The sequence below is a fragment of the Paracraurococcus lichenis genome, assembly GCF_030657435.1.
GTDB lineage: Bacteria > Pseudomonadota > Alphaproteobacteria > Acetobacterales > Acetobacteraceae > Paracraurococcus > Paracraurococcus lichenis.
Genome location: NZ_JAUTWS010000082.1, coordinates 1 through 19,093 on the forward strand (window position 1 = coordinate 1; position 19,093 = coordinate 19,093).

The 19,093-nt window shown below is 72.8% G+C and carries 20 protein-coding genes; 7 read left to right on the forward strand and 13 right to left on the reverse strand.

Annotated elements, in window-relative coordinates; translation table 11 throughout:
- Window positions 1-50 precede the first annotated feature (50 nt).
- The 5 genes from Q7A36_RS33655 to ssb all read right to left on the reverse strand — a co-directional run bounded on the left by Q7A36_RS33655 (window position 51) and on the right by ssb (window position 3,683).
- Window positions 51-617 (reverse strand): gamma carbonic anhydrase family protein, encoded by a 567-nt coding sequence (locus Q7A36_RS33655; protein ID WP_305108182.1) that lies wholly within the window; start codon window positions 615-617, stop codon window positions 51-53.
- 5 nt (window positions 618-622) lie between these two features.
- A complete protein-coding gene (argC, locus tag Q7A36_RS33660; protein ID WP_305108183.1) occupies window positions 623-1,576 on the reverse strand; it encodes an N-acetyl-gamma-glutamyl-phosphate reductase in 954 nt (317 codons plus the stop codon).
- Window positions 1,577-1,709: 133 nt separating this feature from the next.
- A complete protein-coding gene (gene rpsI / locus Q7A36_RS33665; RefSeq protein WP_370655746.1) occupies window positions 1,710-2,204 on the reverse strand; it encodes a 30S ribosomal protein S9 in 495 nt (164 codons plus the stop codon).
- A gap of 2 nt (window positions 2,205-2,206) precedes the next feature.
- Window positions 2,207-2,683 (reverse strand): 50S ribosomal protein L13, encoded by a 477-nt coding sequence (gene rplM / locus Q7A36_RS33670; protein WP_305108184.1) that lies wholly within the window; start codon window positions 2,681-2,683, stop codon window positions 2,207-2,209.
- Between the two features lie 463 nt (window positions 2,684-3,146).
- Window positions 3,147-3,683 (reverse strand): single-stranded DNA-binding protein, encoded by a 537-nt coding sequence (gene ssb / locus Q7A36_RS33675; RefSeq protein WP_305108185.1) that lies wholly within the window; start codon window positions 3,681-3,683, stop codon window positions 3,147-3,149.
- Window positions 3,684-3,880: 197 nt separating this feature from the next.
- On the opposite strand from ssb, the gene uvrA reads away from it, so the two are divergent.
- Complete coding sequence (uvrA, locus tag Q7A36_RS33680; RefSeq protein ID WP_305108201.1) at window positions 3,881-6,781, forward strand: excinuclease ABC subunit UvrA; 2,901 nt, start codon at window positions 3,881-3,883, stop codon at window positions 6,779-6,781.
- Window positions 6,782-6,802: 21 nt separating this feature from the next.
- Here uvrA and Q7A36_RS33685 read toward each other — a convergent pair whose 3' ends face one another.
- Complete coding sequence (locus Q7A36_RS33685; RefSeq protein ID WP_305108186.1) at window positions 6,803-7,369, reverse strand: hypothetical protein; 567 nt, start codon at window positions 7,367-7,369, stop codon at window positions 6,803-6,805.
- Between the two features lie 86 nt (window positions 7,370-7,455).
- A complete protein-coding gene (locus tag Q7A36_RS33690; protein WP_305108187.1) occupies window positions 7,456-8,286 on the reverse strand; it encodes a squalene/phytoene synthase family protein in 831 nt (276 codons plus the stop codon).
- Between the two features lie 127 nt (window positions 8,287-8,413).
- On the opposite strand from Q7A36_RS33690, the gene Q7A36_RS33695 reads away from it, so the two are divergent.
- Complete coding sequence (locus Q7A36_RS33695; protein WP_305108188.1) at window positions 8,414-9,052, forward strand: superoxide dismutase; 639 nt, start codon at window positions 8,414-8,416, stop codon at window positions 9,050-9,052.
- 129 nt (window positions 9,053-9,181) lie between these two features.
- Here Q7A36_RS33695 and Q7A36_RS33700 read toward each other — a convergent pair whose 3' ends face one another.
- Together Q7A36_RS33700 and Q7A36_RS33705 are read right to left on the reverse strand one after the other, a co-directional pair.
- Window positions 9,182-9,679: a hypothetical protein gene (locus tag Q7A36_RS33700; protein WP_305108189.1), complete on the reverse strand. Its 498-nt coding sequence runs from the start codon at window positions 9,677-9,679 to the stop codon at window positions 9,182-9,184.
- 105 nt (window positions 9,680-9,784) lie between these two features.
- Entirely contained in the window at window positions 9,785-10,825 is a 1,041-nt protein-coding gene (locus Q7A36_RS33705) for a Bug family tripartite tricarboxylate transporter substrate binding protein (protein ID WP_305108190.1), read from the reverse strand.
- Here Q7A36_RS33705 and Q7A36_RS33710 point away from each other — a divergent pair.
- Together Q7A36_RS33710 and Q7A36_RS33715 are read left to right on the forward strand one after the other, a co-directional pair.
- Complete coding sequence (locus tag Q7A36_RS33710; protein WP_305108191.1) at window positions 10,824-11,480, forward strand: DUF1028 domain-containing protein; 657 nt, start codon at window positions 10,824-10,826, stop codon at window positions 11,478-11,480. The two genes, Q7A36_RS33705 and Q7A36_RS33710, sit on opposite strands and share 2 nt — an antisense overlap.
- A 144-nt stretch (window positions 11,481-11,624) precedes the next feature.
- The gene (locus Q7A36_RS33715; RefSeq protein WP_305108192.1) at window positions 11,625-12,044 is read left to right on the forward strand and encodes a DUF3597 domain-containing protein; all 420 of its coding nucleotides are present in this window, start codon (window positions 11,625-11,627) and stop codon (window positions 12,042-12,044) included.
- 80 nt (window positions 12,045-12,124) lie between these two features.
- Here Q7A36_RS33715 and Q7A36_RS33720 read toward each other — a convergent pair whose 3' ends face one another.
- Window positions 12,125-13,108, reverse strand: a complete 984-nt coding sequence (locus tag Q7A36_RS33720) for a tripartite tricarboxylate transporter substrate-binding protein (RefSeq protein WP_305108193.1) — start codon at window positions 13,106-13,108, stop codon at window positions 12,125-12,127.
- A gap of 142 nt (window positions 13,109-13,250) precedes the next feature.
- Between Q7A36_RS33720 and Q7A36_RS33725 the strand changes: the two genes are divergently transcribed.
- From Q7A36_RS33725 to Q7A36_RS33735, 3 genes are all read left to right on the forward strand, one after another.
- Entirely contained in the window at window positions 13,251-14,219 is a 969-nt protein-coding gene (locus Q7A36_RS33725; protein WP_305108194.1) for a Bug family tripartite tricarboxylate transporter substrate binding protein, read from the forward strand.
- A 229-nt stretch (window positions 14,220-14,448) separates the two neighbouring features.
- Window positions 14,449-15,420, forward strand: a complete 972-nt coding sequence (locus Q7A36_RS33730) for a Bug family tripartite tricarboxylate transporter substrate binding protein (protein WP_305108195.1) — start codon at window positions 14,449-14,451, stop codon at window positions 15,418-15,420.
- A 97-nt stretch (window positions 15,421-15,517) separates the two neighbouring features.
- A complete protein-coding gene (locus Q7A36_RS33735; RefSeq protein ID WP_305108196.1) occupies window positions 15,518-16,492 on the forward strand; it encodes a Bug family tripartite tricarboxylate transporter substrate binding protein in 975 nt (324 codons plus the stop codon).
- 59 nt (window positions 16,493-16,551) lie between these two features.
- Here the strand turns inward: Q7A36_RS33735 and Q7A36_RS33740 are convergent, their stop codons facing one another.
- The 3 genes from Q7A36_RS33740 to Q7A36_RS33750 form a co-directional block, all read right to left on the reverse strand.
- Window positions 16,552-17,556 carry a VOC family protein gene (locus Q7A36_RS33740; protein ID WP_305108197.1) on the reverse strand — a complete coding sequence of 335 codons (1,005 nt, stop codon included), beginning with the start codon at window positions 17,554-17,556 and terminating at the stop codon, window positions 16,552-16,554.
- Window positions 17,557-17,908: 352 nt separating this feature from the next.
- Window positions 17,909-18,631 carry a hypothetical protein gene (locus tag Q7A36_RS33745; protein WP_305108198.1) on the reverse strand — a complete coding sequence of 241 codons (723 nt, stop codon included), beginning with the start codon at window positions 18,629-18,631 and terminating at the stop codon, window positions 17,909-17,911.
- A partial coding sequence (locus Q7A36_RS33750; RefSeq protein WP_305108199.1) for a cupin domain-containing protein occupies window positions 18,628-19,093 on the reverse strand: 466 nt, incomplete at its 5' end. The genes Q7A36_RS33750 and Q7A36_RS33745, both read right to left, overlap by 4 nt.

A 19,093-nucleotide genomic window follows, 5' to 3' on the forward strand; every position in this document is an offset into this window, starting at 1 on the left:
AAAAAGGGCCCGGAGGGGCCCCTTTCCACGCGACGGTCGTGCAGCCGCGCTCAGCCGCCGAGCGAGGCCCGGTGCCGCCCGGCCAGTTCGACGTAATGCGGCGCGGTGCGGTCGAAGCCGGCGCGCTGCTCCTCCGTCAGCACGCGAAGGAGCCTGGCCGGGTTGCCCATCCAGAGCTCGAGCCGGCCGATGAGCTTGCCCGGCGGCAGCACGCTGCCGGCCGCCAGCACGCCGCCCTGCTCGATCACCGCGCCGTCCAGCACCGTTGCCCCCATGCCGACGAAGGCCCGGTCCTCCAGCCGGCAGGCATGGATGATCGCGGCATGGCCCACCGTCACGTCGGCGCCGATGATGGTGGCGAAATTGTCGGAGGTGGCGCGGCCGGAGTTCACATGCACGATCGTGCCGTCCTGGATGTTGGACCGGGGCCCGATGCGGATGATGTTGGTGTCGCCGCGCAGGACGCAGTGATACCAGACATTGGCCCCCTCCCCGACCTCCACGTCGCCGATGACGGCGGCGGTGGGCGCGATCCAGGCGGTGGCGTGCACCACCGGGACCTTGCCCTCGAAGGGGTAGAGCGGCGGCAGGACCGCCGGGGTGACGCGCTGGTCCATGCCCGTCACTCCGCCGCGGCCGGCAGCCGCGTCTCGACCGCGATGCCGAGCATGAGGCCGAGGTTCTGCACCGCGGCGCCGGAGGCGCCCTTGCCCAGGTTGTCGAAGCGCGCCGTCAGCACCGCCTGGCCGCGCGTCGCATTGCCGTGCACGCGCAGCTCCAGCAGGTTGCTGCCGTTCAGCGCCTGCGGCTCCAGCTTCGCCTCGGCCAGCACCACGCGGATGTACTCGCTGCCGGCATAGCGCTTCGCCAGCACCGCCTCGAGCTCGGCGGGCGCCGGCCTGCCGTGCAGCAGGTCGAGGTGCAGCGGGATGCTGTCGATCATGCCCTGGCGGAAGTCGCCGACCGAGGGGACGAAGATCGGCCGCCGCGCGAGCCCACTGTAGAGCTGCAGCTCGGCGACATGCTTGTGCTCGAGCCCGAGGCCGTAGAGCTCGAAGTCGGGTGCGGTGCGCGACTCATAGGCCGCGATCATGCTGTTGCCGCCGCCGGAATAGCCGGAGACGGCATTGACCGTGACGGGGTAGTCCGGCGGCAGCAGCCCGGCATCGACCAGCGGCCGCAGCAGCAGGATCGCGCCCGTAGGATAGCAGCCGGGGTTGGAGACCCGGGTGGCGGCCGTGATCCTCGCGGGCTGCTCGGGCGAGAGCTCCGGCAGGCCATAGGCCCAGTCGGGGTTCACCCGGTGGGCGGTGCTGGCGTCCAGCAGCTTCGGCGCCGCGGCGCCGAGCGAGGCGGCGAGCGCGGTGCTCTCCTTCGCCGCATCGTCCGGCAGGCAGAGGACGACCAGGTCCACCTCGGCCATCAGGGCGCGGCGGGCCTCCGGGTCCTTGCGGCGGGCGGGGTCGATGCTGCGGACCGCGACATGCGGCAGCAGCGTCAGCCGCTCGCGGATCTGCAGGCCGGTGGTGCCGGCCTCGCCGTCGATGAACACCGTGGGGATGCTGCCCTTGGCCATCTCTCGCCCCTCCTCTGGGGTGCATTTGCCGCACCGCGCGGCCCAAAAAGCAAGAGGGGCGGACCCCTGCGGATCCGCCCCTCCCGTATGACAATCCGACATCGGACCGGCGCCTGCGCCGGTCCGCCCCGGCTCAGCGCTTGCTGAACTGGAAGCTGCGTCGCGCCTTCGCCTTGCCGTACTTCTTCCGCTCGACCACGCGCGGGTCGCGGGTCAGGAAGCCGGCCTTCTTCAGGATGGGGCGCAGCTCCGGCTCGTAGTTCGTCAGCGCGCGGCTGATGCCGTGCCGCACCGCGCCGGCCTGGCCGGAGAGGCCGCCGCCGGTGACGGTCGCGTAGACATCGAACTGCTGGTAGCGGTCGACCACCAGGAAGGGCTGGGTCAGCAGCATCCGCAGCACCGGCCGGGCGAAGTACTTCAGCACGGGATGGCCGTTCACCTCGATGTTGCCCTTGCCGGGCTTCACCCAGACGCGCGCGACCGCGTCCTTGCGGCGGCCGGTGGCGTAGGAACGGCCGAATTCGTCGCGCTTCGGGGTGCGCGGGGCCGCGGGCGCCTCGCCGGCGGCGGGCGTGCCCTGCACCAGGTTCCGCAGGTCGGCGAGCGTGCCGGTCGTTTGCTCGCTCATGCTCAGGCCACCTTGTTCTTGCGGTTCATGCCGGCGACGTCGAGGGCGACGGGCTGCTGGCCGGCATGGGGATGCTCGGGCCCGGCATAGACATGCAGGTTCTTCATCTGGCGACGGCCGAGGGGGCCGCGGGTGATCATCCGCTCGACGGCCTTCTCGATCACGCGCTCGGGGTACTTGCCCTCGAGCCGCTCGCGCACCGTGCGCTGCTTGATGCCGCCGGGGTAGCCGGTGTGCCAGTAGAAGATGGACTGCTCGGCCTTCTGGCCGGTCACCTTCACCCGCTTGGCATTGACCACGATGACGTGGTCGCCGCAATCGACATGCGGCGTGAACTGGGGCTTGTGCTTGCCGCGGAGGCGGTTGGCGATGATGGCGGCGAGCCGGCCGAGCACGAGCCCGTCCGCATCGACCACCACCCAGGCCTTCTGCACCTCCGCCGGCTTCAGCGAGCGGGTCTGCGTCTGCAGCTGCGGCATCGTCCGAGTGGTCCGGTCTGGAATGAGTGCGCGCTTATGGCGGCCGGACGCCCGGAGGTCAAGGGGAAACAAGGGTTTTTTGGGTGTGGTATCCTGGTACCGCAGTTCTCCCGTCGATGCGGGGCCAGGGGACTTGGCGCCCTGATAGCGGCATCCCCCGCGTCACACCCGCCACAGTGGCCAGGAGCGTCCTCCGCAGCCTGCGCCAGCCAGCCCCTGGCCGGGTCCATGCGGATGGCCCCTCGGCTCCGTGCAGGCGGCAGGACTGGCGGAGGGATCGAGCACCTCCGCCACGCTGCCGCGGACCAGATGCGCGGGATGCCCCGCAGGCACGGACACCTGCAGCGGGGACGGCAGCCAGGCGTCGCCGACCTTCCAGGGCCGAAGGCTCTTCGTCATGCCGCCAAGCGGATCACCGCACGCCGGCCTGTCGGGCCCCCCACCCGTCATCGGGACGGGCGGCTCAGAACGGGATGTCGTCGTCCAGGTCGGAGCCGCCCTTCGGCTTGCTGTCCCAGCCGCCGCCACCACCGCCGCCGCCGCGGTTGCCGCCGCCCGAGGAGCGCTCCCCGCCGCCATAGCCGCCGGAGGAGCGGCCGCCGCCATAGCCGCCGCCACCACCGCCCTCATCCATGCCGCCGCCACCGCCGCGGCCGTCGAGCAGCGTCAGCTCGCCCTTGAAGCGGCCGATGACCACCTCGGTGATCTCGCGCTCCTGCCCGTCCTTGTCGGTGTATTTCCGGCTCTCGAGCTGACCTTCAAGGTAGACCTTGCTACCCTTGCGCAGGTACTTCTCCGCGATCTCGCCCAGCTTCTCGTTGAAGATGGCGACGCGGTGCCACTGCGTCTTCTCCTTCCGCTCGCCGGAGGCGCGGTCGTTCCAGGTCTCGCTGGTGGCGACCGAGAAGGAGACGACCTTGCTGCCGGTCTGCATGTTGCGGGCCTCCGGGTCACGCCCCAGATTGCCCACCAGGATCACCTTGTTCACGCTGCCGGCCATGCCGCCCAAACCCCCGGAATCGAGCGGAGAGCATACCGGCTGAATCCCGACGGAACCAGCCTGAGCGCATGCCCGGGGCCCGACGAGACCCCTTCCCGCCGCCCCAATATGGTGGCATTCCCCCAAGAACACAATGTGAACCTGGGACCGCCTCCCAGGCCCGCTGGAGCGACCCGATGGCCAGCCCGCCCCTCCCCATGGCCTCCCCCATTGCCTCTCCCACTGCCTCCCCCCTGGCCGCCGGCCAGATCCGCATCCGGGGCGCCCGGACCCACAACCTCAAGGACCTCGACCTCGACATCCCGCGCGGGACGCTGACGGTCATCACCGGCCTCTCCGGCAGCGGCAAGTCGAGCCTCGCCTTCGACACCATCTATGCCGAGGGCCAGCGGCGCTATGTCGAGTCGCTCTCGGCCTATGCGCGGCAGTTCCTGCAGCTCATGCAGAAGCCCGACGTGGACAGCATCGAGGGGCTGTCGCCGGCGATCTCCATCGAGCAGAAGACCACCAGCCACAACCCGCGCTCGACCGTCGGCACCGTCACCGAGATCCACGACTACATGCGCCTGCTCTGGGCGCGGGTCGGCGTGCCCTACTCACCCGCGACCGGCCTGCCGATCGAGGCGCAGACGGTCTCCCAGATGGTCGACCGCGTGCTGGCCATGCCGGAGGGCACGCGGCTGCTGCTGCTCGCCCCCGTGGTGCGCGGCAAGAAGGGCGAGTACCGCAAGGAGCTCGCGGAATGGCAGCGCCGCGGCTTCGAGCGGGTGAAGGTGGACGGCAAGCTGGTGCTGATCGCCGAGGCGCCGAAGCTCGACAAGAAGTTCAAGCATGACATCGAGATCGTCGTGGACCGCATCGTGGTCCGCGACGGCATCGCCCCGCGGCTGGCCGACAGCTTCGAGACCGCGCTCGCCCTCGCCGAGGGCATCGCCTATGCCGAGAATGCCGATACCGGCGAGCGCACGGTCTTCAGCGCCAAATTCGCCTGCCCGGAATCCGGCTTCACCATCGAGGAGATCGAGCCCCGCCTCTTCTCCTTCAACAGCCCGCAGGGCGCCTGCCCGACCTGCGACGGGCTCGGCACCCAAAGCTTCTTCGACCCGCAACTGGTGGTGCCGGACGAGCAGCGCAGCCTGGCGGAGGGCGCCGTCGCCCCCTGGTCCGGCGCGCAGTCGCCCTATTACGACCAGACGCTCGAGAGCCTGGCGCGGCACTACAAGGTGCAGACCTCGACACCCTGGGCCGACCTGCCGGCCAGGGTGCGCAAGTCCATCCTGCACGGCACGGGGGACGAGGTCGTCACGCTGCGCTACAAGGACGGGCTCCGCGCCTATGACGTGAAGAAGCCCTTCGAGGGCGTCGTCACCAATCTCGAGCGCCGCTACCGCGAGACCGACAACCCCTGGGTGCGCGAGGACCTGACGCGCTACCAGGCGGAGAAGCCCTGCGAGGCCTGCAAAGGCTACCGCCTGAAGCCCGAGGCGCTGGCGGTGAAGGTCGCCGGCAGCCATATCGGCGAGGCCTCCAATCTCTCCATCCGCAAGTCGCGCGAATGGTTCGCCGGGGTGATGGCGACGCTGACGCCGCAGCGGCAGGAGATCGCGCGGCGGATCCTGCGGGAGATCGAGGAGCGGCTGCAATTCCTGGTCGATGTCGGACTCGACTACCTCTCGCTCGGCCGGTCCTCGGCGACGCTCTCGGGCGGCGAGAGCCAGCGCATCCGGCTGGCCTCGCAGATCGGCAGCGGGCTGACCGGCGTGCTCTATGTCCTCGACGAGCCCTCCATCGGCCTGCACCAGCGGGACAACGAGCGGCTGCTGGCCACACTTCGGCGGCTGCGCGACCTCGGCAATACCGTCCTCGTCGTCGAGCATGACGAGGACGCCATCCGCGCCGCCGACCACCTCGTGGATATCGGCCCGGCGGCCGGCGCCGGCGGCGGCCGGGTGATCGCGCAGGGGACGCCCGCCGAGGTCGCGGCCAACCCTGCCAGCCTGACCGGCGACTACCTCGCGGGTCGGCGGCGGATCGAGGTGCCGGAGACGCGCCGCAAGATCGACCGCAAGCGCCTGCTGAAGGTAGTCGGCGCCCGCGGCAACAACCTGAAGGACGTCGCGGCGGAATTCCCGCTCGGCACTTTCACCTGCGTCACCGGCGTCTCGGGCGGCGGGAAATCGACCCTCGTCATCGAGACCTTGTACAAGGCGGCGGCGCGGCGGCTGATGGGCGCTGGCACCGTCCCCTCCCCGCATGACCGGATCGAGGGGCTGGAGCTGCTCGACAAGATCATCGACATCGACCAGTCGCCGATCGGCCGCACGCCGCGCAGCAACCCCGCGACCTATACCGGCCTCTTCGCGCCGATCCGCGACTGGTTCTCCGAGCTGCCGGAGAGCCGCGCCCGCGGCTACAAGCCCGGGCGCTTCAGTTTCAACGTGAAAGGCGGCCGCTGCGAGGCCTGCCAGGGCGACGGCGTCATCAAGATCGAGATGCACTTCCTGCCCGACGTCTACGTCACCTGCGATGCCTGCAAGGGCAAGCGCTACAACCGCGAGACGCTGGAGGTGAAGTTCCGCGGCAAGTCCATCGCCGACGTGCTGGAGATGACGGTGGACGAGGGCGTCGAGTTCTTCTCCGCCGTCCCCGCCATCCACGACAAGCTGAAGGTGCTGCGCGAGGTCGGGCTCGGCTACATCCATCTGGGACAGCAGGCGACGACGCTGAGCGGCGGCGAGGCGCAGCGCATCAAGCTCTCCAAGGAGCTCAGCCGCCGCGCCACCGGCCGCACCCTCTACATCCTGGACGAGCCGACCACCGGCCTGCATTTCGAGGATGTGCGCAAGCTGCTCGAGGTGCTGCACGCGCTGGTCGAGGCCGGCAATACGGTCGTCGTGATCGAGCACAACCTCGAGGTCATCAAGACCGCGGACTGGATCCTCGACCTCGGGCCGGAGGGCGGCGATGGCGGCGGGCGGATCGTCGCCGCCGGCACGCCAGAGGAGGTGGCGGCGACCGCGGGCAGCCATACCGGCCGCTTCCTCGCGCCGTTGCTGGCCGCGCCGGCGCCGGTGGCGAAGAAGCGCAAGCGGGCCTGACGCGGCGCAGCGCGGCGGCCGTCAGTCCGCGAGGGCCGCCTCCAGCCGCTGCAGCATCGCCGCCTCGGCCGGCGAGACGGTCCAGCCGAGGCCGAGGAAGCCGCTTGCCGCCTCCGCCACGGCCCGCGCCCGGCGCAGCAGCCAGGACCGGAAGGCGGCACGCTCCGGCACCGCCATCGCCTGCAGGACGGATCGGGCATAGGCCGCCCAGGCCTCGAACAGCATGGGCAGAGGCGCCTGCTCGAGCCATCCCTCGAGCAGGCGCCAGGCCGGGCTGCCTGCCGCGACATGACGTTCGGCCGCGGCCTTCAGGATCGCCGCCCGTTCCAGCGGGTCGAGCGTGCCATCCGACCAGGCAACAAGAACCAGCGGCGCGAGCACCAGCGCCGCCAGCCTGTCCGGCGCGATGTCGAGCGCGATCAGGCGGTCGAGCAGCCGCTCCTCCGTCAGGCCGGAGGCGACCGCGAGCGCCGAGCGCCGGCAGGCCTGCGCCTCCGCCACCAGCATCTGCCGCAGCAGCCGCTGGTTCTCCTCGGCGAACCAGGCTTCCTCGAAGCCACGGCGGCTGACATCGAGGGTCTCGCTCATGGCACCCCCTCCGGCGCTAGGGACCGGAAGGAGCCTAGGGGCGCGCCGCGCGAGGATTCCTTGCGCCAGCGCAATCCGCGTCCGGGTCAGACCCGGCCGCGCAGCCCGGCCCAGGTCACCGCGGCGCGATCGCCGAGCGCGCGTTCGCCCACCGCCCGCCCGGCCGCCAGCCGGCCGAGGTCGCGTCGCGCCAGCACCAGGGGCAGCGCCGCGGCAAGGGCCGGCCGCGGCAGGGTGCGCAGCCCGGCCCGGAGGCCTGGCAGGTCCGGCAGGGCGGCGGCGGCCAGGCCTCGCACCACCCTGCCGACCGCCTCCGCCCGCGGCTCCGCCAGCACCGCCTGCGGCGTCAGCCGCGCCTCCGCCAGCGCATCGGCAGGCAGCAGGCAGCGGCCCTGCCCCGCCAGCGCCGGCACGCTGCGCAGCACGCCCGCGAGGCCGTAGAGCGCCCCCGCCCGCTGCAGCGCCGGCAGCAGCGCGGGCGGCGCCGAGAGCAGCCGCCCGGCCGCGACCGCGAAGCCGCCGGCGGTGCCGCGAAGATAGGCGGCGAAGGCCTCGCGCGTCGGGATGCCCTCCTCCTCCGCCTCGATCTCGCGCGCATCCGCCATGGCGATCAGCCCGGCCGCATCGAGCGCGCCCGCCGCGATCGCGGCATGCAGCGGGCCGGCGACCTCGTGCCGCGGCGCGGGCCTGCCCGCCGCGGCATGCTCCACCGCATCGCGCCACCATTGCAGGCGCATGAGCGCGATCAGCGGCGTGCGCGCGGCCTCCCGCGCGCGGGCGAGTTCATGATTGTAGGCAATCAGCGCGAAGAGCCTCTCCCGCAGCGCGGCCGGCGCGAAGAGCGCGCAGAGGAAGCGGTCCGGATCGTGCCGGCGCGCGAATTCCGCCATGGGGGAGACTGCGTCCTGGGTCGCCATGGCCGGGCTTATGCCCGCGGCTTGCTTGACGCGCCACGGCACCCCGCCTAGCTGTTTCGCCGGCACCCGGCCCCCACCTGGATTTTCCCCCGGGCGCGTTCCAGCCAAAACCGAGGAGAAACAGCCCATGGCCTTCAGCCTGCCGCCGCTGCCCTATTCCCCCGACGCGCTCGCCGGTCAGGGCATGTGCCAGGAGACGCTCGAGCTCCACCATGGCAAGCACCACAATGCCTATGTCACGGCGCTGAACGGCCTGATCGAGAGCAAGGGCCTCCAGGGCAAGAGCCTCGAGACGATCGTCGCCGAGGCGGGCAAGGCCGGCGCCGACGGCCTGCCGGTGCTGAACCAGGCCGGCCAGCACTGGAACCACATCCTGTTCTGGCAGGTGATGTCGCCGAAGGGCGGCGGGGACAAGCTGCCGGGCACGCTGGCCGCGAAGATCGACCAGGACCTCGGCGGCCTCGCCCCCTTCAAGGAAGCCTTCAAGCAGGCCGGCGTGACGCAGTTCGGCTCCGGCTGGGCCTGGCTGATCATCGCCCCGGACGGCAAGCTGAAGGTGACGAAGACCCCGAACGGCGCCAACCCGCTCTCGACCGGCGAAGGCACGCCGATCCTCGGCGTCGATGTCTGGGAGCACGCCTACTACCTGGACTTCCGCAATGTCCGCCCGAACTACCTCGACAACTTCCTGAACAAGCTGGTGGATTGGGAAGTGGTGGACACCCTGCTGCAGAAGGGCGGGCTGCAGAGCGGCCAGAGCGCCTGAAGACCGCTGCGCGAACGGTTCGAAGGGGCGCCCGGGAGACCGGGCGCCTTTTTTCATGACCGAGTGCCCGGGGCGCGTGCGAGGTCCTGCTTCGATGCATGCCTGAGCGCAAAGCCCCGGGAGGCTTGCTCAGGCCTCCCGCGGCGCCAGCCAGCCCTGCACGTGCAGCACGCGTGCCCAGCCGAGCACCAGCAGCGCCAGCATCAGCAGCAGCCCGACCGGGACCTCCCACCGCCAGTAGAGCAGCATGTTAAGGACGAAGCACGCCAGGGTGGCGAAGGCGACGACGAGGATGCGGGCATACTCCTCCCGCCGGTCGAACCAGGCGTTCAGCCGGTAGACCCAGCCCGGGCCGCGGACGGCGATGCGCGTCGGCGGACCCTGGTCGCGCGGCGGCAGGCCCGGCGAGACGTCCAGCAGGTCGAACTTGAACATCAGCCGCGGCGTCATGACGACCGCCAGCACGATGAGCAGCATCGGCAGGAAGCGGATGCCGAAGAACAGGTTGAGGATCAGCATCGTCAGCAAGCCGCCCCAGGCACACCACCAGGCCGCGAGGAATTGCTGCTGCAGCGGCAGCCGGTCGAACCACTGGTTCTGCAGGTAGACCTTGTCGGAAAGCCTCATCCGCTCGCTTCCCTCCTGCCGCGGTTGCCATGTCCCCGTCCTGGCCGGACGCCGGAACGCTACCGGATCGGTGACGGGATGCTCAACACCGATGCGCGAGCGCGGTCATTCCGCGCGCACGCCGACCGCCCGGATCACCTCCCGCCAGGTCCGCCGGTCGGCGGCGATGCGGCGGGCGAGCGCGGCGGCATCCTCGAAGCGCGGCGTCAGGCCGTTCTCGCCGAACTGGCGCGGCAGGGCCGCGCCCGCCATGGCCTGGCGCAGCGCCGCCTCCAGCCGGCCCGCCACCTCTGGCGGCATGCCGCGGGGACCGCAGAGGCCGAACCATCCCGTCACGTCGAAGCCGGGCACGATCTCGGCCAGCGGCCGCACCGTCGGGAAAAGCGGCGAGCCGCCGGTATCGGCCAGCGCCAGCAGCCGCATGCTGCCGTCGCGCAATTGCCCCGCCACATCGGCGAGGTTGGTGATCATGAAGTCGGTCCGCCCGCCGAGGATGTCGAGCGCGGCCGGGGTCGCCCCGCGATAGGGGATGTGCACCATGTCGGTGCCGGTCTTCTGCTTCAGCAACTCCCCCGAGAGGTGCTGGGCCGAGCCGACGCCGGCGCTGCCGAAGCTGACCTGTCCCGGCCGCGCCCGCGCCGCCGCCAGCACCTCCTGCACGCTGGCATAGGGCCCCTTCGCCGCCACGACGAAGCCGTAGGAGGAGAGGGCGAGGTTGGCGATCGGCTGCAGCGCCTCCCCGGGATCCAGCGGCAGGCTGGCGCCGACGAGCTGCGGCACGATGGCCAGGGTGCTCATCGGGCACTGGAACAGCGTATTGCCGTCCGGCGCGCTGCGGGCGACCTCGGCGGCGCCGATCACGCCGTTCACGCCGGTGCGGTTCTCCACCACCACCCGGGCGCCGAGGATCGGGCCGAGCTCGTTGGCCGTCAGCCGGGCCACGAGGTCGGAGGCGCCGCCGGCGGCGAAGCCGCTGACGAGGCGGATGGTCCGCTCCTCGGCCGCGGCCGGCATGGCCACGGCCAGGCCCAGCAGCGCTGCCAGCACGGTGCGTCGCATCCGCCCCCCTCCCCGGTCGTTCTTGCCCCGATCCTCCCGCCGCGGCGCGCTGGACGCAAGCGCGGCGGCGCGCTTCGATCCCGGCATGACCTTCTCCCTCATCGCGCGCTGCCCGCGCACCGGCCAGATCGGCGCGGCCGTCACCACCTCCTCCATCGCGGTCGGCAGCCGCTGCGCCTTCGCCGCCCCCGGGATCGGCGCCGTCTTGACCCAGCACCGGACCGACCCGCGCCTCGGCCCGCGCGGCCTCGACCTGCTGCGGAGCGGCTGCAGCGCGGCCGAGACGGTCGCGGCGCTGGTCGCCTCCACGCCGGAGGAGCGCTGGCGGCAGCTCGCGGTGCTGGATGCGGCGGGCCGGACGGCGCACCACCACGGCGCGCGGGTGAAGCCGGAACGCGGGGCGGCGCATGGGCCGGGGGTGGTGGCGGTGGGGAACATCCTCGCCTCCGCCGCGGTGCCGGAGGCGATGGTGGCCGGCTTCCTCGCCGCCGAGGCCGCGCCGCTCGCCGAACGGCTGCTGCGCGCGCTGGAGGCCGGGGAGGCCGCGGGCGGCGAGCATGGCGAGGTCACCTCGGCCAGCCTGCTGGTGATGTGGCGGGAGGCCTTCCCCTATGTCGACCTGCGGGTGGACAAGGCCGCGGCGCCGCTCACCGGCTTGCGCGCGCTCTGGGAGGAATACGCGCCGCTCGCCGATGGCTTCGTGCAGCGGGCCCTGGCGCCGGACGACGCGCCGGTGATCTGAGGGGCGGTGGCGCCGGGCGGCTGCGGGCCGACGCAATCGTGCAGCCCGCTCTCCAGGGCTGACGCGGCAGTGATCCGACGGCGTCGGCGAACCCGCTAAGCCCGCCGGAGTTGGACAGCCGGTCCGACTTTTGGGAGATCCGGCATGAGCATTTTCGGCGATATCCTGGCGAGGATCACGGGCCATGCCCAGGCGGCGCAGCCCGGCGCCACCCCCGCGGCCGAGGCCGCGGCACAGGGTGGCTCCCCGCCGCCGCCCGCCGCGCATGACGACGCCGCGACCGCGGGCCAGCCGGCGCCGATCGGCAATGTGGACGTCGCGGCCATCCTGAACGGGCTGGCGGCGAAATCTGCGCAGCGGCTGGACTGGCAGCACTCGATCGTCGACCTGATGAAGCTGCTCGGGCTCGACAGCAGCCTGGAGTCCCGCAAGGCGCTGGCGCAGGAACTGCACTACGAGGGCGGGACCAGCGACACCGCCATGATGAATGTCTGGCTGCACCGGCAGGTGATGCAGAAGCTGGCGGAGAACGGCGGCAGGGTGCCGGAGGAACTGCGGCGCTAGGCCACGGCGCGGCGGCGCCTGCGAAGGCGGGCATCGCCCCTGACCAGGCGTCGCGTCCCGTGCGGCGAGGCCCTGTCGACTCAGGGCTCGTCGGCGCGGAAGCCGCTCGCCTCGATGACCGGCGCCCAGCGGAGGCGGTCGGCCTGGATGCGGGCGCGCAGCGCGTCCGGCCTGCCGCCGGTCGGCTCGAGGCCCAGCGGCCGCAGGCGCGCCAGCGTCTCCGGCGCGTGCAGCGCGGCGGTCACCGCCTCGGCCAGCGCGGCCGCGCGCTCCGGCGCCAGCCCGGCCGGGGCGAAGAGGCCATTCCAGGCGCTGGCGACGAAGTCGTCGAGGCCCTGCTCGTCGAAGCGCGGCACCTCCGGCGCCAGGGCCCAGCGCCCCTCGCCCAGGCTCTGCGCCAGCAGCCGCAGCCGGCCCGTCCGGTGCTGCTCGATGAACTCGCCGCCGATGGTCAGGCCGGCCGGCACATGCCCCGCCTCCAGGTCCGGCAGCATGGCGCCTGACGAACGGTAGATCACCGGCGTGAGCGGCACGCCGGAGACGGCGGCCAAGCGATGCACCATGAAGCGCGGCAGGCCGGTCGCGCTGTTCACCGCGATCTCCGCCCCGCCCTTCGCCTTCATGGCCGCGAGCCAGCCCGGCAGCGTCCCGCCGCCCCCTCCTGCGGGACCGGGCGCGTCGGCGCGGACCGCCAGGCCGAAGGGGCTGTCCGTCAGGTGGCAGACCGGCGCGAGCTCGGCATCCGGGTCGATCGGCGGGCGGCGGAAGACCAGCGGCGCCAGCGCGGTGACGCCGATATTGGCCTGGATCAGCACGCTACCATCGGCCGGCGCGCCGCGCGCCCCGAGGGCGGAGGCGAAGCCGCCCGCGCCCGAGCGGTTGTCGGGCACCACCGGCCTGCCGAGCCGCTCGCGCAGCGCCTCGCCCAGCGTCCGGCAGAGGATGTCGGAGATGCTGCCCGGCGTGCCGTTCACCAGCAGGCGGATGGGCTGCCCGCCCTGCGCCCGCGCGAGGGCCGGCGCGGCGAGCAGGGCCGCGAGGGCGGCACGGCGGGTGGCGGGCATGCGGGTCCTCCCCTGGATCCTTGCGCCCGATCCTGCCGCAGCCGCCGGCGCCGCGCCATGCGGGCGGATTCTGGCCGCCGCGGCGGCACGATGGTACTGCCTGCCGGGCGGCGCAGACCGTGCCACCCGGGAAGGAACCTCCATGCCGACGCGCCGCGCGCTGCTGCTCGCCCCGCTCCTCGCGCCCGTCGCGGCGCGCGCCGAGGCGCCCTTCCCCGACCGGCCGATCCGCCTCGTCATCCCCTTCACCCCGGGCGGCACCAACGACATCGTCGGGCGACTGGTGACGGAGGGGATGGCCCGGCGGCTCGGCCAGCCCTTCGTCATCGAGAACCGCGGCGGCGCCGGCGGCATGCTGGGCGCCGAGGTCGTGGCGAAGGCAGCACCGGATGGGTACACGATCCTGCTCGGCGGCAGCGGCAGCCTGACCATCACCTCCCTCGTGCATGCGCGCGTGCCCTATGACGTGGCGACCGGCTTCGCGCCGATCGGGCTGATGGGCCAGGGGCCGAACGTCATCGTCGTCCAGCCCTCGCTGCCGGTGACCAGCCTGCGCGAGTTGCAGGCGCTCGCCCGCCGCGCCGACCCGCCGCTCGCCTATGCCTCGCCCGGCGTCGGCAGCACCGGCCATGCGGCCGGCGCCATGATCGCGCAGGCGCTGGATGTGGAGATGACCCATATCCCCTATCGCGGCACCGGCCCGGCGCTGAACGACATGCTGGCCGGCCGGGTGCAGGTCTTCACCAATGCCCTCGCACCCATGCAGCCGCATATCCAGTCCGGCGCGCTGCGCGCCATCGCCATCGCCGGCCGCGCCCGCAGCGCCGCCATGCCGGACCTGCCGACCACCGGCGAGCAGGGTTTTCCGCAGATCGAGGCGGCGACCTGGTTCGGCCTGCTCGCCACCGGCGGCACGCCGCCCGAGCGCGTCGCCATCCTGCACCGCGCGCTGAACGCGACCCTCGCCGAGCCGGAGGTGCGCCGCCGCCTGCTCGAGGGCGGGGTGGAGGTGGAGCCGAGCGGGAGCCCGGAGGCCTTCGCCCGCTTCTTCGCCGAGGACCGCGCCCGCTGGGCCCCGGTGGTGCGTCGCGCGGAGATGCGCGTGGAGTAGCCGCTGCAGGGATGCGCGTGGTGTTGGACGCGGCGGCGATGCTTGCGGCACAGGCTTTCGTGGGAATGCGTGCGGGACGAGCCTTCGCGGGCCTGCGCCCGGGATAGGCCGTCACGGGCCGATGCGCGGGGGCGAACCGCCGCGCGCCTGCAGGCGGACCAGCCCCGCCGCGCGCTGGACGCCGCCCCGCCGCCGTGCTGCGCTGCCGGCAAGACGGGAGGATCGATCCATGCACCGCAGGTCCCTGCTCGCGGCCGGCGCCGCGCTCGCCGCCGCACCGGCCCTCGCCCAGCCATCGGCGCCCTGGCCCGCCCGCACCGCGCGCATGATCATCCCCTGGCCGCCCGGCCAGTCCACCGACCTGCAGGGCCGCCTGGTCTCGCAGATGCTGACCAAGCGCCTCGGCCAGAACGTGGTGCCGGAGAACCGGGGCGGCGCCGGCGGGCAGATCGGCACCGACTACGTCGCCAAGTCGCCGCCCGACGGCTACACCATGCTGGCGGCCTCCATCGGACCGATCACCTTCAGCCCGTTGGTGCAGCGGACGCCCTATGTGGTGGAGCGCGACTTCGCCCCGGTCGCGGCCTATGGCCTCTCGCCCTACATGCTGCTGGTGCGGCCGGACTTCCCGGCGCAGACGGCGCGCGACTTCGTCCGGCTGCTCAAGGCCTCGCCCGGCAAGTACTCCTATGCCTCCTCCGGCATCGGCGGCGCGCAGCATTTGCTGACGGCCGTGTTCAACGCCCAGGCCGGGATCGACGCGCTGCATGTACCCTTCCAGGGCAGCGGTCCGGCCATGGCGGCCTTCCTCGGCGGCCAGGTGGACTATGCCATCGAGACCATCGCCGCGGCCGGCCCGCTGGTGAAGCAGGGCTCGCTCCGGCCGCTCGGCATCACCACGAAGAAGGCCTCCGCCCTGCTGCCCGGCATCCCGCCGCTGGCCGAGGCGGCCGACCTGCCGGACTACGATATCGGCGGCTGGAACGGCCTCATGCTGCCGGCCGGCACGCCGCAGCCGATCCTCGACCGGCTGCTGGCGGAGGTGATGGCCGGCTTCGCCACGGAGGAGATGAAGGAGCGCTTCGTCGGCATCGGGGTGGAGCTGGCGCCGATCGGGCCGGACGGCTTCCGCAGCCTGCTGCGGGCCGAGGCGGCGCTGTTCGGCCCGGTGATCAAACAACTCGGCATCCGGGCGGAATAGGCGGGCGGGTCTTAGGTCCGGCAGGCTTTCGCGCGGGGGTGCTTGGCGCCGCGTGCCCGGCGGGCCACATGCCGCGCCACCATACCGGGAAACGACCATGCAACGACGGACCCTGCTCGCCGCCGGCGGCCTCGCCCTTCCTGCCCTGCGGCCCGGCCGCGCCGGCGCCAACGACTACCCGGCCCGGCCGGTGCGCATGGTCGTCCCCTGGCCGCCGGGCCAGGCGACGGACCTGATGGCGCGCATCACCGCGACCAAGGTCGCCGAGCTCTGGGGCCAGCCCATCGTGCCGGAGAACCGGGCCGGCGCCGGCGGCATGATCGGCACCGACCTCGTCGCCAAGGCGCAGCCGGACGGCTACACCCTCCTCGCCGCCTCCACCGGGCCCATCACCTCGGCGCCGCTGGTGCAGAAGACGCCATACGACCCGGAGAGGGATTTCGCGCCGGTCGCGATGATCGGCATCTCGCCCTATGTGCTCATCGTGCGGAAGGACTTCCCGGCGCAGGATGCGGCGGAGTTCGTGGCGAAGGTCCGGGCCGAGCCGGGCAAGTACACCTACGCGACCTCCGGCAATGGCGCCGCCTCGCACCTCATCACCCTCATGTTCCTCGCCAAGGCGAAGCTCGAAGGCGTGCATGTCCCCTTCCAGGGCAGCAATCCGGGCCTGACCGCGGTGACCGCCGGCCAGGTGGATTTCGCGGTGGAGACGCTGGCCGCGACCGCGCCGCTCTTCCGCCAGGGCGCGGTGCGGGCACTCGGCGTGACGCTGCGGGGCGGCACGGAGCTGGCGCCGGAGCTGATGCCGCTGGCCCGACTGCCGGGGGTGGAGACGCTCGATGTCGGCGCCTTCGGCGGCTATATGGTCCCGGCCCGGACGCCGGAGCCGATCCTGCAGCGCCTGGCCGAGGCGACCGGCCGCGCCCTGGCGACGACGGAGGTGCGCGAGCAGCTCGCCCGCATCGGCTTCCAGCCGCAGCACCGCGGCACGGCCGACTTCACCACCTTCCTCCGCCGGCACCGGGAGGAATTCCGCGAGGTCATCCAGGCGAACGACATCCGGGTGGATTGAGACCGGCCGGCCGGCATTCAGGCCGGCCGCCCGGACGGCCGGCGCGGCTGCGCGCCGCGCTATTCCGCCGCCGCCTTCACCATCTCCCACCACATGCACTCGCCCTGCATGAGGTGGTGGTTGCCCGGCAGCACCTGCACCGGCGCCCGCTCGCCCGCCGCCGCGGCCTGCAGCTTCAGCCGCCGCGCCTCGGCCCGCATCTCCGCGCTGCCCCAGGTGCGTTCGTGCCCCCAGAGGCTGGGGCCGGACCGCATCTCCACGGGCTGCCAGGTCGCCATGTCCACCTGCCGCCCGCCCCAGCCATATTCCACCATGAAGCCGCCGGGCGTGCGGGCGTAGAAGCTGGTCATGAAGTCGTTGGTGTGCCGGCCGAGGCTGGTGGCGATGCGGCCCTCCTCCATCGTCGCCAGGTCGTAGCCCTGGCCGACATCGTCCAGGTGGAACAGCTCCATCATCAGGTGGTGCAGCCCGGCCTGCCCCGTCTCGATCAGCGCCAGCGAGTGGTGCCGCGGGTTCACGTGCATGAAATAGGCGTGGAAAGGGTTGGTGACGTAGTCGGAGACGTGGAAGCCGAGCAGGTCGCGGTAGAAGGGCAGCACATCGGCCATGCGCGGCACCGTCAGCACCGCATGCCCCATGCCGAGCGCGCCGGTGCGGAAGCCGCTGATGCAGCGGCCGGGCCGGAAGGGCTCGGCGGTGCTCTCCGCGCCCTGGACGATCTCCAGGCGGTTGCCGAGCGGGTCCTGCGTGACGATGAGGTCCGCGACGCGCCGCTGCCCGGCCAGCGCCCGGTCGCCCTGCGCGACGGGCATCCCCGCCGCCTCCAGCCGCGCCGCCATGGCCGTGAGCGCGGCGGCATCGGCGACCTCCCAGCCGAAGAAGCGCGCCCCGTCGCGGCTGCCGGGCGTCACCACCAGGCGCTGCCGCCGGTCGTCCATGCGGAAGACGAGCTGGCTCGCGCTGCGCTCCGCCAGCATGAGGCCGAGCAGGCCGGTGCCGAAGCCGGCCCAGTCCTCGGGCGAGGTCGCCTCGATCCCGACATAGCCGAGCGCCTGGATCGTCATCGTTCCGCTCCCTGGTGTTTCATCCCATGCTAGACCCGGGGTCGCGGGAGACCAAAGGGCGGATGCGGCCCCGTGCCGCCGCCCGCGTGCCTCCGGCGGGCCGGCGCCGCGGCGAGGCCGATCCATCCCGCGGCACCCGGCGCACGCGCGAGGACGCGACGGCGCCGGGCGATGGCACCGGAGGCCCTAAGCAGACTTTCGCGGGTTGGGCCACACTTCGTGCGGCCCAACCCTTTGAAGCGAAAGCCTGCTTAGGGTTTTGTTGCAGCGCAAACCCCGAGGGGTTTGCTTAGCCGCGCGACTGTCCCGCCCCCCGACGCCGCGGCTGCGGCCTGTCGGGCGCCCCCGGCGATCATCCTGCCGCCAGCGCCGGCAGGACCCAGAGCGCGCGGGCGATGCCGCGCAGCCGCCCATCCTCGCCGAACAGCGCGGTGCCGGCCTGCAGCTTCCGCCCCTCCCGCGCGATCTGCCAGCCCATGACGATGCAGGCCTCGCCCGGCGCGACCGCGCCGTCGAGCCGCCCGGTGATGCGGCCGAGCAGCATGCGCTGCGGCCGGTCGTTCACCGTGAAGGCGAAGGCGCCGGCGCAGTCCAACGCGGCCCAGAGGAATTCCGGCGCGATGGAGCCATCCGCCCCGGCGAAGCTCGCCGCCGGCCGCCAGAGCGCCGCGGCGATGTCGGGCCGCCCCTCGACGCGGCCGGTCAGCACGCGAAGCCCGACGCCCTCCGCATAGGCCGAGCCGCAGACGAAGCAGAGGCCGGTCGAATGCGTATAGGGGCTGGCGAGGAACCAGCGCGTCGCCGCCTCGGCCTCCGTTCGCCTCGGCGGCGGGGGCGGCAGGAGGTCGAGCGCGGCCTCCCGCGCCTCGGCGATCACTTGCCCCGCCTCGTCCAGCGCCTGCACCGCGCCGCCCTGCCGCGCCACCCGCAGCGGCACGTCCAGCGGCCAGCCGCGGCGCAGCGTCACCTCGGCCGGCTGCGCGCCGAGGAGCGCCGCCATCCGTCCCGCGACATAGCCGCCATTGCCGATGCCGGCCGGACCGCGGAAGCGGCCCTCCACCAGCAGCGCCGTCACTTCGCCTCCGCCGGCGTCGAGGTGCCGGGCCCTTCGCCCACGATGAGCAGCACGGCGGGCTCCTCCTTGGCGCCGTCGTAGTGGATGCCACGGCCGTAATGCGTGACGAAGGTGCCGGCCGGCACGGGCACGGTGGAGGCCGGGTCGAAGACCGGCCCGCTGCCCATCCACCAGGTGCCCGACAGCACGGTGATGAAGCGGTCGTTCGGATGGAAATGCGGCCGCGACATGTGCCCGGGCAGCCACTTCACCATGACGGCGTAGAAGCCCGGGCTGGAGGGGTCGCCGACGAGGATGGCCTGCTGGTTGCCGCCGGGCGTGACCGGGCCCCAGGGGATCTGCTCCGGCAGCCGGACGGCGATGGCGCGCGGGTCGAGCTCCGCCGCGCCCGCCGGCAGGGCGAGCAGCGGCAACAGGAGCAGCAGGCGCTTCAGCATGGGTCGTTCCCTCCTCGGTCTGCGG

Bases quoted from the DNA above. Each gene is read 5' to 3' on its own strand.
- Q7A36_RS33655 (WP_305108182.1), bottom strand. From the start codon at position 617: ATGGACCAGCGCGTCACCCCGGCGGTCCTGCCGCCGCTCTACCCCTTC.
- argC (WP_305108183.1), bottom strand. From the start codon at position 1,576: ATGGCCAAGGGCAGCATCCCCACGGTGTTCATCGACGGCGAGGCCGGC.
- rpsI (WP_370655746.1), bottom strand. From the start codon at position 2,204: ATGAGCGAGCAAACGACCGGCACGCTCGCCGACCTGCGGAACCTGGTG.
- rplM (WP_305108184.1), bottom strand. From the start codon at position 2,683: ATGCCGCAGCTGCAGACGCAGACCCGCTCGCTGAAGCCGGCGGAGGTG.
- ssb (WP_305108185.1), bottom strand. From the start codon at position 3,683: ATGGCCGGCAGCGTGAACAAGGTGATCCTGGTGGGCAATCTGGGGCGT.
- uvrA (WP_305108201.1), top strand. From the start codon at position 3,881: ATGGCCTCCCCCATTGCCTCTCCCACTGCCTCCCCCCTGGCCGCCGGC.
- Q7A36_RS33685 (WP_305108186.1), bottom strand. From the start codon at position 7,369: ATGAGCGAGACCCTCGATGTCAGCCGCCGTGGCTTCGAGGAAGCCTGG.
- Q7A36_RS33690 (WP_305108187.1), bottom strand. From the start codon at position 8,286: ATGGCGACCCAGGACGCAGTCTCCCCCATGGCGGAATTCGCGCGCCGG.
- Q7A36_RS33695 (WP_305108188.1), top strand. From the start codon at position 8,414: ATGGCCTTCAGCCTGCCGCCGCTGCCCTATTCCCCCGACGCGCTCGCC.
- Q7A36_RS33700 (WP_305108189.1), bottom strand. From the start codon at position 9,679: ATGAGGCTTTCCGACAAGGTCTACCTGCAGAACCAGTGGTTCGACCGG.
- Q7A36_RS33710 (WP_305108191.1), top strand. From the start codon at position 10,824: ATGACCTTCTCCCTCATCGCGCGCTGCCCGCGCACCGGCCAGATCGGC.
- Q7A36_RS33705 (WP_305108190.1), bottom strand. From the start codon at position 10,825: ATGCCGGGATCGAAGCGCGCCGCCGCGCTTGCGTCCAGCGCGCCGCGG.
- Q7A36_RS33715 (WP_305108192.1), top strand. From the start codon at position 11,625: ATGAGCATTTTCGGCGATATCCTGGCGAGGATCACGGGCCATGCCCAG.
- Q7A36_RS33720 (WP_305108193.1), bottom strand. From the start codon at position 13,108: ATGCCCGCCACCCGCCGTGCCGCCCTCGCGGCCCTGCTCGCCGCGCCG.
- Q7A36_RS33725 (WP_305108194.1), top strand. From the start codon at position 13,251: ATGCCGACGCGCCGCGCGCTGCTGCTCGCCCCGCTCCTCGCGCCCGTC.
- Q7A36_RS33730 (WP_305108195.1), top strand. From the start codon at position 14,449: ATGCACCGCAGGTCCCTGCTCGCGGCCGGCGCCGCGCTCGCCGCCGCA.
- Q7A36_RS33735 (WP_305108196.1), top strand. From the start codon at position 15,518: ATGCAACGACGGACCCTGCTCGCCGCCGGCGGCCTCGCCCTTCCTGCC.
- Q7A36_RS33740 (WP_305108197.1), bottom strand. From the start codon at position 17,556: ATGACGATCCAGGCGCTCGGCTATGTCGGGATCGAGGCGACCTCGCCC.